The organism is Streptomyces sp. PL-25 (genome assembly GCF_058344915.1).
In genome coordinates, this window is record NZ_CP136997.1 from 6,858,678 (window position 1) to 6,872,544 (window position 13,867).

Sequence of the window (13,867 nt, forward strand, 5' to 3'; positions counted from 1 at the left end):
CGAGCCGCCGCCGGTTCCGGGACCGCCACCCGGTCCCGGCCCGACACCTCCGGGCCCGACCCCGCCGGGACCTCCGCCCCCGGGCCCGGTGCCGCCGGAGCCCTCGCCGTCGCCGATCCCGCCGGGCCCTGAACCCGTCCCGAACCCCGAGCCGGGGCCACCGCTGTCCTGAGGGGCGCCCGCCTCCGCGGTGTGCGGGGCGCGCGGAGGCGGGCGCCGCGAGGACGTCCTACGCCGTGACCTCCGAGCGGTCCCCGCCCCACAGCGTGTGGAAGGTGCCGTCGCGGTCCACCCGCCGGTAGGTGTGCGCGCCGAAGAAGTCGCGCTGCCCCTGGGTGAGGGCGGCCGGCAGGCGCGGGGCGCGCAGGGCGTCGTAGTACGCCAGGGCCGCCGCGAAGCCCGGCGTGGGCACGCCCTGGCAGGTCGCGGCGACCAGGACCTCGCGCCAGTCGTCCTGGGCGGCGGCGATCTCCTGGGCGAAGGTGTCGTCGGACAGCAGGCTCGGCAGGTCGGGGCGGGCGTCGTAGGCGGCCCGGATGCGGTCGAGGAAGGCCGCGCGGATGATGCAGCCGCCGCGCCAGATGGCGGAGACCGCGCCGAGGTCGATGTCCCAGCCGTACTCCTCGCCGCCCGCCGCGATCTCGTGGAAGCCCTGCGTGTACGACACGATCTTGGAGGCGTACAGCGCCTGTTCCACCCGGTCGGCGAAGGCCGCCGCCTCCGACTCGGACAGCGGGGACGCCTTCGGGCCCGCCAGGTGGCGCGAGGCCTCCCGCAGCGCCGCGTGTCCGGACAGGGACCGGGCGAAGACCGCCTCGGCGATGCCCGACACCGGCACCCCGAGGTCGAGCGCGATCTGCACCGTCCAGCGGCCGGTGCCCTTCTGCTCGGCCTGGTCCACCACCACGTCCACGAACGGCTCGCCCGTGGCCGCGTCCACGTGGGCCAGCACCTCCGCCGTGATCTCGATCAGGTACGAGTCCAGCCGGCCGGTGTTCCAGGTGCGGAAGATCTCCGCGATCTGGGCGGGGGAGTACCCGGCGACGTCGCGCAGCAACTGGTACGCCTCGCCGATCAGCTGCATGTCGGCGTACTCGATGCCGTTGTGCACCATCTTCACGAAGTGGCCCGCGCCGTCCGGACCGATGTGCGTGACACACGGCGCGCCGTCGGCCGCCTTGGCGGAGATCTTCTCCAGCATCGGGCCGAGCGACTTGTACGACTCGGCCGAGCCGCCCGGCATGATGCTCGGGCCGTGCAGCGCACCCTCCTCGCCGCCGGAGATGCCGGTGCCGACGAAGTGGATGCCCTGCTCGCGCAGCTCCCGCTCGCGGCGCCGGGTGTCCGCGAAGTGCGCGTTGCCGCCGTCGATGATCATGTCGCCGGGCTCCAGCAGCGGCGCGAACTCCTTGATCACGGCGTCGGTCGGCTCCCCGGCCTTGACCATGACGACCAGACGGCGCGGGCGCTCCAGGGCCGCCACGAACTCCTCCGCGGTCTCGGCCGGGACGAAGTCGCCCTCCTTCCCGAACTCCTCCACCAGCGACCTCGTCCGTGCCGCCGTGCGGTTGTGCACGGCGACCGTGTAGCCGTTGCGCGCGAAGTTCCGGGCGAGGTTGCGGCCCATGACCGCGAGTCCGGTGACGCCGATCTGGGCTGTAGTGCTCATACCGCCTGCTCCTCAAAGATCCGGTGGATCACTGGGTCCTGTCGTCCGTAGGTGGTGCCGTGGTGCCGGGGGTGCGGTGACTTCCGTGCGCGGTCGTCCGGTGGGCGATGATGCCCCGGCGCGGTGGTCTCGTGGTGCAGCCGTGCTCGTCGGGGCGCCCGCGCCGTGTGACCATCCTCGCGTGACGGTACGCGGGCCGCACATCCGTCTCATCGACCGCTCCTTCCTCTTCCGGCCCCTTCTGGTTCTGGTGCGCGGGGGGCGGCGGCGACGCGGGACGGCAGGAGGCCGATTGCCGTCTTGTCATGGCTCGTTCGCGGCGTCTACTTTTGCCGCTCCTGACGCATGGCGAGGGGACTTCGGACATGGCCGCACGCGGTCGGCACCGCCGGTACCAGCCGAACAGGATCAACCGTGCCTCACTGACCGTGACGGTGGGAGGCGCCGGCATGGCCATCCCGCTGATCGGCGCCGGCACCGCGTACGCGGCCGACGCGGCCACCTGGAACAAGGTGGCCGCCTGCGAGTCGAGCGGCGACTGGAACACCGACACGGGCAACGGCTATTACGGCGGGCTCCAGTTCACCCGGTCCACCTGGGCGGCGTACGGCGGGACCAGGTACGCACCGCGCGCCGACCTGGCCGGCCGGGAGCAGCAGATCGCCGTAGCGGAGAGGGTGCTCGGCGGGCAGGGGCCGGGCGCCTGGCCCGTGTGCGGACCGCGCGCCGGACTGACCCACGCACACCCGGCACAGGCGCACTCAGCGCAGACGCGGACCGCGCAGTCCCAGACCGCGCAGTCCCAGGCCGTGCAGTCCCAGGCCGTGCAGGCGCGCCCAACGCACCGGAGTGCCACGGGCGTTGCGAGCGCCGTGCGCGACGTCCGGCCGCAGACCACGCCCCAGTCGCGCGCGGGCACCGCCGAGATGTACACGGTGGTCAGCGGCGACACCCTCTCCGGTATCGCGGACGACCGTGATGTCCGGGGCGGCTGGCCCCAGTTGTACGCGGACAACCGCACGACCGTCGGGGCCGATCCGGATCTGATACTGCCCGGTCAGCGGCTCTCCCTGCACCCGTCGCGGCAGGCGCCCGCCCCGCACCGGCAGCACACCCCGGCCACCAAGGCCGACTCCGGACAGAAGCAGAAACAGAAGCAGAAACCGGAGCCCGAGCGGAGACAGAAGCAGCAGCCCGCCGCCGAACCGAAGGCCGCCGCGAAGCCCAAGGCCACTGCGAAGCCCAAGGCCACTACGAAGCCGAAGCCCGCCACCCGGCCCGGAGGCGGCAGTTCCAGCCACAGCGGGCACCCGCACACCACCTCGCACGCCCTCGTCGCGCCCGTGCACGCCTCGATCGGCACCGCCTACCGGTCCTCCGGCTCGCACTGGTCGAAGGGCTACCACACCGGCGTCGACTTCCTGGTGCCCACCGGCACCTCCGTGCACGCCGTCGGCGCGGGCCGCGTGGTCACCGCCGGCTGGGGCGGCTCGTACGGCTACCAGGTGGTGATCCGGCACGCCGACGGCCGCTACAGCCAGTACGCGCACCTGTCGGCGATCTCCGTACGGGCCGGTCAGTCGGTCACCGCCGGGCAGCGCATCGGCCGCTCCGGCGCCACCGGCAACGTCACGGGCCCGCATCTGCACTTCGAGGTGCGGACCGGGCCCGGTTTCGGCTCCGACATCGACCCGCTGCGCTATCTCCGCGCGGGCGGCGTCGGCATCTGAGAGGCAGTGGCGGCGTCAGTTCCTGATGCCGGGGGCGTCAGGAACTGACGCGGGGACGGTGCCGGTCCGTCACGGGCGCGGGCATCGGGACGTACGGGACGCAGTAGACCAGCCCGGCGCAGAACGAGCCGCCGTACGCGGACGGTGCGGGCACCAGGGCCTTGACCTGGGCCTTCACCGGAGCCGTCCCGGAGGGCAAGGCCCCGGCGGGCTCTCCCGCGCCGACGCCGTCGACCTCGGCCACGGGGACTGCGGGGGCCGTGGAGGCTACAGGGGCCACGGGGACCGCGGCCGGCGTCGGCTGTGCCGGCACCGCCGCTGCCGTCACCGTCTCTCCCGGTGCCGCCGTCTCCTCCGGTGCCGCCGGTTCGCCCGGTCCCGCTCCGGCCGTCCGCGCCTCGCGCTCGATCCGTTCCGTGGTCAGCAGGATCAGGCCGCCCGCCGCCGCGACCCCGCAGCCCAGGGCCAGCACCGTGCCGGTGGTGCCGTACCGGAAGGTCTCGCCGAACATCGTGATGCCCACGGCCGCCGCCGCCATCGGGTTCACCACGGTCAGGGTGGCCAGCGGCGCCGCGAGGCCGCCGCCCCGGTAGGACGCCTGGGACAGCAGCATGCCGACCGTGGCCAGCACCGCGATCACCGCGAGCGACGGCAGTTCGGACGCCGTGACGCCGTCCGTCCAGTCCACCGCGACCGCCTTGGTGAACACGGAGGACATGCCGAAGGCGACACCGGAACCGACGGCGAGCAGCACGCTGCGCACCGCGGGATGCCGGTGCGCGGCGCGCCCCGCGGCCGTCAGCGCGAGCACCGCCGCGGCGGTGAGGACGGCCAGGACCACCCGCTGGGCGCCGTTCAGCGACTGCGCGTGCGAGGCGCCCACCAGGGACAGCAGACCCGCCAGGCCCACCGTCGCCAGGACCGCGCCGCGCCAGGCGGCGGCACCGGCCCGGCGGCCGACCAGGAGCGCGGCCATGGGCAGCGCGAACACGATCGTGAGCGCGCCCAGCGGCTGGACCAGGCTGAGCGGGCCGTACGCCAGCGCCACCACATGGAGGAGGCCGCCGAGGCCGTTCAGGGCGACGGCTGCCCACCAGACCGGGCGGCGCAGCGGCGCGTACCGCTCGCCGGGCGCGGACACCGCGACCTGCTCCTGCACGATCGCCCCGCCGGCGTACGCCACGGCGGAGACGAGCGACAGCAGCACGGACAGCGCGAGGGCGCTCATGAGCTGGTCCTCTGCGGGAGGCCGGGGCGTCGGGCCCGGCGCGGCGAACAGGCGGCTTCCATGGTCCAACACACTGCCGTGCCGATCTCTTCCCGTCGTCGTCCCTGAGCATTCAATGGGTCATACTGCCGATGGAGTACGCGTCATGCGGTGTCCTCCCCTGGGTGGGCGACACCCGCGCGACACCCCCGAGAACAGCTCCGGGAACCCCCCGAAGGGGCGCTCTCCCCGGCCCGCTTGGTACTACTGCTCCTCGTGCACCGTGACTCCGGACTCGCCGTACTCCGCCCGCTCGGCGGCTTCTTCGTCCTGCGCACCGGCGAGCCGCCGCACGCGCCGCTCCCCACCCTCGCGGAGGCGTACGCCGCCTCGGCGGCGGATCCGCTGGGCGCGCGGGTGCGCAAGGTGGCCGGTGCGATCCGCGCCCCGGAGGCGAGGATCGCCGCCTCGGTGGCCCACCTGGGGCTCGCCGCCCGGCTGTGGTCGGTGGCGCTGGGCTGCGCCGTGCGCGCCGGGCGGCTCCCCGACCTGGCGCCGTCCCTGCTGTGCTGGGACCCGGAGGGCAGCGCCCCCGACGACCTGTGGCTCACCGAGGTGCGCCCGCTGCCCGCCGCCGCCCCGGAGGACCTCGCCGCCGCCCCGGAGGGCTGCGCCGCCACCCCGGAATCCGCCGCCGCGCTCGCGGACGCCGTCCTGCTCGGCCACCTGGAACCGCTGGCCGCGGCCCTGCGGGCCCGCCACCGGCTCGCGCCGGGCCTGCTGCGGGGCAACGCGGCCTCCGCGCTGGCGGGGGCGGCACGGCAGCTGGGCGGCTGGGCCCTGGGCGCGGGCCGCCCGGAGGAGGCCGCCCGCGCGCACGATCTGGCCGTACGCCTGCTCGCGCACCCGCTGCTCGCCGGGGCGGGCACCTACGGCGCCACCGGCTTCCGGCGGCGCAGCTGCTGCCTCTACTACCGGGTGCCCGGCGGCGGTGTCTGCGGGGACTGTTGTTTCACACGAGCCCCGGGGCCTTCCCCGCGCGCCGGATCCGGGTGACCATGAAGGTGACGAGCCGCCACACTCATGGGGGTTGCGGGTGCGCGTGGGACTGCTGACCCGGGAGTATCCGCCGGACGTGTACGGCGGCGCGGGCGTCCATGTCGAGTTCCTGGCCCGGGAGCTGCGGCCGCTCGTGGACCTGCGGGTGCACTGCTGGGGCGAGTCCTCGGCGGCGGAGCGCGCGGCCGGGGTGGACCGGCACCGCCCGTGGCCCGCGCTGGACGGCGCCAACGACGCCCTGCGCACCTTCTCGGTGGACCTCGCGGCGGCCGCCGCCGTCCAGGGCTGCGACCTGCTGCACTCGCACACCTGGTACGCCAACCTCGCCGGACACCTCGGCAAGCTGCTGCACGGCGTGCCGCACGTGGTGACCGCGCACTCCCTGGAGCCGCTGCGCCCCTGGAAGGCCGAGCAGCTCGGCGGGGGCTACGCCCTGTCCGGCTGGGCGGAACGCACCGCGATCGAGTCCGCCGACGCAGTGGTCGCCGTCTCCTCGGCCATGCGCGAGGACATCCTCGGCTGCTACCCGGCCCTGGACCCGGCCCGCGTCCATGTCGTGCACAACGGCATCGACACCGCCCTGTACCGACCGGATCCGGACACCGACGCGCTCACCCGCCTCGGCCTCGACCCGGACCGCCCCTACGTGCTCTTCGTCGGCCGCATCACCCGGCAGAAGGGCGTACCCCACCTGCTGCGGGCCGTGCGCGGCATCGACCCGGCGGCCCAGGTCGTGCTGTGCGCGGGCGCCCCCGACACACCGGAGATCGACCGGGAGTTCCGCGATCTGCACCGGGAGCTTGACCGGGTACGCGACGGGGTCCACTGGATCCCGCGGATGCTGCCGCGCCCGGACGTGATCCAGTTGCTCACGCACGCCGCCGTCTTCGTCTGCCCCTCGGTCTACGAGCCGCTCGGCATCGTCAACCTGGAGGCGATGGCCTGCGGCACCCCCGTCGTCGCCTCCCGTGTCGGAGGCATCCCCGAGGTGGTCGAGGACGGCCGTACCGGCGTCCTCGTGGACGTGGGCGAGGTGGGCGAGGACGGCGGCGCCGCCTTCGAGGCGGGGCTGGCCCGCGCCCTGGACGCGGTGCTCGCCGACCCGGCGGCCGCGCGCCGGACGGGCGAGGCGGGGCGGGTGCGCGCGGTGACCGAGTTCGGCTGGGACGCGGTCGCCCGGCGCACGGTCCGCCTCTACGAGGAGGTTCTGGGCCAGGCTTGAGGCGCCGCGCCCCGGGGCAGTAGTGGGGGCAACCGGGTGAGGGGAGCGGCCATGCGTCGTGGTGGACCTTCGGTCCTCGGAATCGTCCTCGCGGGCGGAGAGGGCAAGCGTCTGATGCCCCTGACCGCGGACCGCGCCAAACCGGCGGTCACCTTCGGCGGGACCTACCGCCTGGTCGACTTCGTCCTGTCCAACCTCGTCAACGGCGACATCCTGCGCATCTGCGTGCTCACGCAGTACAAGTCGCACTCGCTGGACCGGCACATCACCACGACCTGGCGCATGTCCAGCCTGCTGGGCAACTACGTCACACCGGTGCCCGCGCAGCAGCGGCTCGGCCCGCGCTGGTACCTGGGCAGCGCCGACGCGATCCTCCAGTCGCTCAACCTCGTCCACGACGAACAGCCCGAGTACGTCGCGGTGTTCGGCGCCGACCACGTCTACCGCATGGACCCGCGGCAGATGCTCCGGCAGCACATCGACAGCGGCGCAGGCGTGACCGTCGCCGGGATCCGGGTGCCGCGCGACCAGTCGTCCTCGTTCGGGGTGATCACCCCGGGGCCCGACGGGCAGGGCGTCGAGCGGTTCCTGGAGAAGCCCGCCGACCCGCCGGGGCTCGCGGGCGATCCCGACCACGTCTTCGCCTCCATGGGCAACTATGTCTTCACCACCAAGGCGCTCGTCGAGGCGCTGCACCGGGACGCCGAGGACGAGGGCTCGGTGCACGACATGGGCGGCTCGATCCTGCCGCGGCTCACCGAGCGGGGCGAGGCGGCCCTGTACGACTTCAGCGCCAACCACGTGCCCGGCGAGACCAGCCGCGACCGGGGCTACTGGCGGGACGTGGGCACCCTCGACGCGTACTACGACGCCCATATGGACCTGATCGCCGAGCGGCCCGCGTTCAACCTGTACAACCGGGACTGGCCGGTCTACACCCACTCCAACCAGCTCTCGCCCGCCCGCTTCAACGCGGGCGGCATCGCGGGGGAGTCCATCATCAGCGCGGGCTGCCTGATCCGCGGCCAGGTCACCCGGTCCGTGCTCTCCCCGGGCGTACGGGTCGACCCCGGCGCGGTGGTGCAGGGTTCGGTGCTGCACGACAACGTGCGGGTCGGCCGGGGCGCGGTGGTGCGCGGCGCGGTCCTGGACAAGAACGTCGAGGTGCCGCCCGGCGCGACCATCGGCGTCAACCCGGAGCGGGACGCGGAGCTGTACACGGTGTCCGGGCGCGGGGTGATCGCCCTGGGCAAGGGCCAGCGGGTGCCGTAGGCGCACAGCCGGGAGCCGGGAGCCGGGAGCCGGGAGCTCCCGAGTCCGGGTGTCCGTCGGTCCGTCGGGGCCCGGTCCGTGACCCGTCGCGCGCGACACCCGGGGACCGCGACACCCGCGGATACCGGGGTGACGGCCCGTCAGGCGTGATCATGCGGGCAACGACGTCTTCCCCGGAGGTCTTCCCGCATGAGACGGACCCGTCGCCTCGGCCTGTGCGTGGCGGGGGCGGTGGCAGCCTCCGCGCTGACCGCCGCCCCCGCCACGCGGGCCGCCGAGACCCGCGCAGCCGCCCGGCTGACCGACCTGGTCAACCCGTTCATCGGCACCGCGAACGAAGGCAACACCTTCCCCGGCGCCGCCGTGCCCTTCGGCATGGTGCAGTTCTCGCCGGACACCGGTCACAACACCGGCTACGACTACGCCCACAGCCGCATCCGCGGCTTCTCCCTGGTCCATCTCTCCGGGGTCGGCTGCCGTATCGGCGGCGACCTGCCGGTCCTGCCCACCACCGGCGACGTCACCGCGACGGACAACGCGACGTACGCGGCCGGTTTCCGCCACGAGGACGAGCGGGCGAGCCCCGGCTACTACCGGGTCGCGCTCGACTCCGGCATCGAGGCCGAGCTGACGGCGACGGCCCGCACCGGGGTGCAGCGCTACACCTTCCCGGCCACCGGCAAGGCCAACGTCCTGCTCGACGCGGGCCAGGCGCTGCACCGCATGGTCGCCTCCGAAGTAGAGATCCTGGACGACCGCACCGTGCGCACCGAGATCACCGGCCGCGGCTTCTGCGCGGACACCCTGCCGTACACGGTGTACACGATCACCCGCTTCGACCGGCCCTTCACCGCGTACGGCACCTGGGACGGCGCCACCGTCACCCCCGGCGCGCGCACCGGGCACGGCGGCGCGTACCTGCGCTTCGACACCACCACCGACCGCACGGTGGAGGCGACCACCGCGCTGTCCTACGTCGACGCCGCGGGGGCGGCCGGCAATCTGCGTGCCGAGGGCGGCCGGGCCTTCGACGCGGTGCGCCGGGCGGCCGGGCGCAGATGGGAGGAGCGGCTGGGGGACGTACGGGTGAGCGGCGGCGACGCGGCCCGCCGCCGGACCTTCTACTCGTCCCTGTACCGGGCCTTCCTCGCGCCGAACGTCGGCAACGACGCCGACGGCCGCTACACCGGCTGGGACCGGCGCGTCCACCGCACCGGCGGCATCACCTACTACCAGAACTGGTCGCTCTGGGACACCTACCGCACCCAGGCCCGGTTCCTCGCGCTGCTCGCGCCCCGCGAGGCCCGGGACATGGCCGTCTCCGTGATCCGGGTGGCCGAGGAGAGCGGCTGGCTGCCCAAGTGGGGCTACGGCACGGTCGAGACGAACGTGATGACCGGCGACCCGGTCACCCCGTTCCTCACCGACGCCTTCCAGCAGGGCCTGCTCACGGGGTACGAGGAGCGGGCGTACCGCGCGCTGCGCCGCAACGCCGACTCGGTGCCGCCCGCCGACGTCCCGGCACTGGGCCGCAACGGCAACCCGGACTACCTGTCCCGCGGCTACGTCCCGTACATCAAGGGCCACCGGCCGCCCAAGGCCGGCCACTCCGACTACGCCTTCGGCGCCTCGGCGACCCTGGAGTACGCGCTGTCGGACGCCATGCTCGCCCAGATGGCCCGCGCCCTGGGCCACCGCGCGGACGCCGGCCGGTACGCGGCCCGCTCCCGCAGCTACCGGAACCTGTTCGACCCCGCGACGCGCTTCTTCCGCGCCCGCGACACCGGCGGCGCCTTCACCGGACCGGCGGATCCGGCGCACAGCACGGGCTTCCACGAGGGCACCGCCTGGCACTACCAGTGGCTCGTCCCGCAGGACCTGCCCGGCGTGGTCGGCCTGCTCGGCGGCGAGCGGCTCACCAACGAACGGCTCGACGAGTTCTTCGCCTACGACCGGCTCCTCGCCGACCCCGCCCGCACCGCCCGCGAGAACTGGGTCTCGGGGCCGTACGACTTCTACGACACCGACCGCTACAACCCGCTCAACGAACCCGACCTGCTCGCCCCGTACACCTATCTGTCGACGGGGCAGCCGTGGAAGACCACCGATGTGGTGCACGCCGCGCTGACCCTGTTCACCGACGAGCCGGCCGGGCTGACCGGCAACGACGACCTCGGCACCATGTCGGCCTGGGACGTGCTGTCGTCCATCGGCCTGTACCCGGTGCAGCCCGGCTACGGCACCTGGGGCCTGTCCACCCCCGTGTTCGACCGGGTCGACCTGCGTCTGGACCGCCGCTACCACCCGCGCGGCGCGCTCACCGTCCTGGCGCCCGGCACCTCGCGCGAGGCGCGGTACACCCGGACGGTCCGCGCCGACGGGGTGACCCACGACCGGACGTATCTGACCACCGGCGAACTGCGCCGGCTGCGGACGCTGCGCTACACCGTGGGCGCGCGGCCCTCGGCGTGGGGCACGTCGGCGCAGGCGGCGCCGCCCGTCCTGCGCTGACCGCGTCCGGCGCCCCCTGACAGCCGCGTGTCCCGCCCCGGGCGGCCGGGGCGGGACACCCTCCGTTTTTAACTGTGCGTAACTTGATCACGCTTGACCGTGATCGACAGGAGTTGTTCACTGCAAAGACCCCATCGCCGACGCGAGGCAAGCCCGTGACTCCTGATCTGCTCGCTCCCCTCGACCTGGCGTTCTGGAACATCGAGTCCGCCGGGCACCCGATGCACCTCGGCGCGCTCGGCGTCTTCGCGGCCCCCTCGCCCGGCGACGCGGCCCACGCCGCCGACCTGCTCGCCGCCCGCGCCGCCGCGGTGCCCGGTCTGCGCATGCGCATCCGCGACGTGTGGCACCCGCTCGGGCTGCGCCGGCCCGGCCCCGACGGGCTGCGCGGCGCCCTGGCGAAGGGCCTGCGGCAGCCGCTCGGCTTCGGCGGCGCCGCCCGCGAACCCGACCCCCGCTTCGACCCGCTGAACCACATCCACCTGCACGCCCCCGTTCCCGGCTTCCACGCGGCGGCCGGACGGCTCATGCAGCGCCCCCTGGAACGCGGCCTGCCGCCGTGGGAGGCCCATGTGCTGCCCGCGGCGGCCGGGACCGGCTTCGCGGTGCTGTTCAAGTTCCACCACGCCCTCGCCGACGGCCTGCGCGCCCTCACCCTCGCCGCCGCGATCCTCGACCCGGTCGACCTGCCCCGGCGCGGCCCCGGGCCCGCCGCACCGCGGCGCGGCCCGCTGCCCGACGTGCGCGCGCTGCCCGGACTGGTCCGCGACGCCCTCGGCGACCTGGGCCGGGCCCTGGACATCGGGGCCCGCGTGGCCCGCTCCACCCTCGCCACCCGCCCCGTCCCCGCCCTGACCGCCGCTCCCACCGGCACCCGCCGCACCGCGGGCGTGGCCGTCGACATCGACGACGTCCACCTGGTCCGCAAGGCCGTCGGCGGCACCGTCAACGACGTGCTGATCGCGGTCGTCGCGGGCGCCCTGCGCCGCTGGCTGGAGGAGCGCGGCGAGCCCGTCGAGGGCCTCGCGCCCCGCGCCCTCATCCCCGTCTCCCGCCGCCGCCCGCGCACCGCCCAGCCGCCGGGCAACCGGCTCTCCGGCTATCTGACGCACCTGCCCGTCGGCGTCGCCGACCCGCTGCGCCGGCTCGCCGCCGTCCGCGCCGCCATGGACCGCAACAAGGACGCCGGACCCGACCGGGGCGCCGGGGCCGTCGCCCTGCTCGCCGACCACGTGCCCGCCCTCGGCCACCGGCTCGGCGGCCCGCTGGTCGGACAGGCCGCCCGGCTCTGGTTCGACATCCTGGTCACCAGCGTCCCGCTGCCCGGCTTCGGGCTGCGCCTGGCCGGCCACCCGCTCACCGAGGTCTACCCCTTCGCGCCGCTCGCCCGCGGCCAGTCCCTGGCCGTCGCGATCTCCACCTACCGCGGCCAGGTGCACTACGGGCTCGTCGCCGACGCCGAGGCCGTGCCCGACCTGCACCGGCTGGCCCGCGCGGTGACCGAGGAGGTGGAGACCCTCATCACCGTCTGCGCCCCCTGAACCTGCGCCGCACCGGCCCGCGCGCCGCCCGTCCGGCCATGATCGCCACGCGTTTGGCGGTCGGCCGCACCGCTGCCGTAAAATCCCCCGTTCGACGGCGGGCGCGACTCGGAGCGCCACGGGAACCAGCAGGGAAGCGGCGCGATGACGGTGACAGACGAGGGCCCCACGGCCACGGACGAGGTGGTGTACGCGCCGGGCGGCGAGCCCGCGTACGGGCCCGGTATCGACCCCGAGCGCCTGGCCGTCTGCCTCGACGTGCTCCGCGAACTGGACGAGATCGAGGTCGACCACCCCGACGCCGTCGCGGTGCGCCGGGCCACCTCCCACATCTACCGCACGGTCAAGCAGCGCCGCCGCCAGGAGCGCCGCGCCGCCAAGACCGCCCACGACAAGACGGTCACCGAGGCCACCGCCACCGGCTCCGCGCAGCGCATCGACGACGAGACCGAGGGCATCCTGCCCTCCTCGCGCACCGGAGAGGGACAGATCGCGGGGATACTCCAGCGCCCGCGCTCCTGCTACGTCTGCAAGCAGCGCTACGTCGAGGTCGACTACTTCTACCACCAGCTGTGCCAGAAGTGCGCCGCCGAGAACCGGGCCCGCCGCGACGCGCGCGCCGACCTGACCGGCAGGCGCGCCCTGCTCACCGGCGGCCGGGCCAAGATCGGCATGTACATCGCGCTCCGGCTGCTGCGCGACGGCGCGCACACCACCATCACCACCCGGTTTCCGGGCGACGCGATCCGGCGCTTCAAGGCCCAGCCCGACAGCGCCGACTGGATCCACCGGCTGAAGATCGTCGGCATCGACCTGCGCGACCCCGCCCAGGTCGTCTCGCTCGCCGACTCGGTCGCCGCCGAGGGCCCGCTGGACATCCTGATCAACAACGCCGCCCAGACGGTGCGGCGCTCGCCGCAGGCCTACAGCGAGCTGATCTCCGCCGAGTCGGCCCCGCTGCCCGCCGGTGAGCTGCCCGCCTCCGAGGTGATCGGCACCTTCGGCTCCGGTGCGGTCGCCGCGCTGCCGGTGGCGGGCTCCGGAGTGCTCGACGCCCAGGACGTCACCGACCTGGCCCTCGTCTCCGGTTCGGCGTCCCTGGAGCGGATCGCGGCCGGCACGGCCATCGACGCGGGCGGCCTGGTGCCCGACCTGCACGACACCAACAGCTGGATCCAGACGGTGGAGGAGGTCACGCCGGTCGAGCTGCTGGAGGTCCAGCTGTGCAACTCCACCGCGCCCTTCCTGCTGATCAGCCGGCTGCGCCCGGCGATGGCCGCGGCGGCGGCCCGCCGTACGTACATCGTCAACGTCTCCGCCATGGAGGGCGTCTTCGACCGCGGCTACAAGGGCGCCGGACACCCGCACACCAACATGGCCAAGGCCGCCCTGAACATGCTCACCCGCACCGCCGCCCAGGAGATGTTCGAGAAGGACGGCATCCTGATGACGGCCGTCGACACCGGCTGGATCACCGACGAGCGCCCGCACCCCGACAAGGTGCGCCTGGCCGAGGCCGGCTTCCACGCCCCGCTGGACCTGGTCGACGGCGCCGCCCGCGTCTACGACCCGATCGTGCGCGGCGAGGAGGGCGAGGACCTGTACGGCGTCTTCCTGAAGGACTACGCGCCGGGCAAGTGGTGAGGTCCGCTCCCG

9 protein-coding genes are annotated in these 13,867 nt (G+C 74.4%); 7 read left to right on the forward strand and 2 right to left on the reverse strand.

Going from position 1 to position 13,867, the window contains the following annotated elements; genetic code table 11:
- Positions 1–229 precede the first annotated feature (229 nt).
- A complete protein-coding gene (gnd, locus tag R4Z62_RS30290) occupies positions 230–1,669 on the reverse strand; it encodes an NADP-dependent phosphogluconate dehydrogenase (protein WP_491521461.1) in 1,440 nt (479 codons plus the stop codon).
- Positions 1,670–2,034: 365 nt separating this feature from the next.
- Here gnd and R4Z62_RS30295 point away from each other — a divergent pair, with 365 nt between their 5' ends.
- The gene (locus R4Z62_RS30295; RefSeq protein WP_491521462.1) at positions 2,035–3,399 is read left to right on the forward strand and encodes a transglycosylase family protein; all 1,365 of its coding nucleotides are present in this window, start codon (positions 2,035–2,037) and stop codon (positions 3,397–3,399) included.
- Between the two features lie 37 nt (positions 3,400–3,436).
- Here R4Z62_RS30295 and R4Z62_RS30300 read toward each other — a convergent pair whose 3' ends face one another.
- The gene (locus R4Z62_RS30300; RefSeq protein WP_491521463.1) at positions 3,437–4,627 is read right to left on the reverse strand and encodes a DMT family transporter; all 1,191 of its coding nucleotides are present in this window, start codon (positions 4,625–4,627) and stop codon (positions 3,437–3,439) included.
- Positions 4,628–4,882: 255 nt separating this feature from the next.
- Between R4Z62_RS30300 and R4Z62_RS30305 the strand changes: the two genes are divergently transcribed.
- The 6 genes from R4Z62_RS30305 (at position 4,883) to R4Z62_RS30330 (ending at position 13,855) form a co-directional block, all read left to right on the forward strand.
- Positions 4,883–5,662 carry a (2Fe-2S)-binding protein gene (locus R4Z62_RS30305; protein ID WP_491521464.1) on the forward strand — a complete coding sequence of 260 codons (780 nt, stop codon included), beginning with the start codon at positions 4,883–4,885 and terminating at the stop codon, positions 5,660–5,662.
- Between the two features lie 40 nt (positions 5,663–5,702).
- Positions 5,703–6,887 (forward strand): glycogen synthase, encoded by a 1,185-nt coding sequence (gene glgA / locus R4Z62_RS30310; protein WP_491521948.1) that lies wholly within the window; start codon positions 5,703–5,705, stop codon positions 6,885–6,887.
- A 51-nt stretch (positions 6,888–6,938) separates the two neighbouring features.
- On the forward strand, positions 6,939–8,159 hold the full coding sequence (gene glgC / locus R4Z62_RS30315; protein WP_037890029.1) for a glucose-1-phosphate adenylyltransferase: 1,221 nt from the start codon (positions 6,939–6,941) through the stop codon (positions 8,157–8,159).
- Positions 8,160–8,348: 189 nt separating this feature from the next.
- Complete coding sequence (locus R4Z62_RS30320; protein ID WP_491521465.1) at positions 8,349–10,670, forward strand: GH92 family glycosyl hydrolase; 2,322 nt, start codon at positions 8,349–8,351, stop codon at positions 10,668–10,670.
- Positions 10,671–10,825: 155 nt separating this feature from the next.
- Complete coding sequence (locus R4Z62_RS30325) at positions 10,826–12,211, forward strand: wax ester/triacylglycerol synthase family O-acyltransferase (protein WP_064536521.1); 1,386 nt, start codon at positions 10,826–10,828, stop codon at positions 12,209–12,211.
- 144 nt (positions 12,212–12,355) lie between these two features.
- Entirely contained in the window at positions 12,356–13,855 is a 1,500-nt protein-coding gene (locus R4Z62_RS30330) for an SDR family NAD(P)-dependent oxidoreductase (RefSeq protein ID WP_491521466.1), read from the forward strand.
- The last annotated feature ends 12 nt before the right edge of the window (positions 13,856–13,867 follow it).

Coding starts and splice junctions, on each gene's coding strand:
- gnd (WP_491521461.1), bottom strand. CDS start 1,669: ATGAGCACTACAGCCCAGATCGGCGTCACCGGACTCGCGGTCATGGGC.
- R4Z62_RS30295 (WP_491521462.1), top strand. CDS start 2,035: ATGGCCGCACGCGGTCGGCACCGCCGGTACCAGCCGAACAGGATCAAC.
- R4Z62_RS30300 (WP_491521463.1), bottom strand. CDS start 4,627: ATGAGCGCCCTCGCGCTGTCCGTGCTGCTGTCGCTCGTCTCCGCCGTG.
- glgC (WP_037890029.1), top strand. CDS start 6,939: ATGCGTCGTGGTGGACCTTCGGTCCTCGGAATCGTCCTCGCGGGCGGA.
- R4Z62_RS30320 (WP_491521465.1), top strand. CDS start 8,349: ATGAGACGGACCCGTCGCCTCGGCCTGTGCGTGGCGGGGGCGGTGGCA.
- R4Z62_RS30330 (WP_491521466.1), top strand. CDS start 12,356: ATGACGGTGACAGACGAGGGCCCCACGGCCACGGACGAGGTGGTGTAC.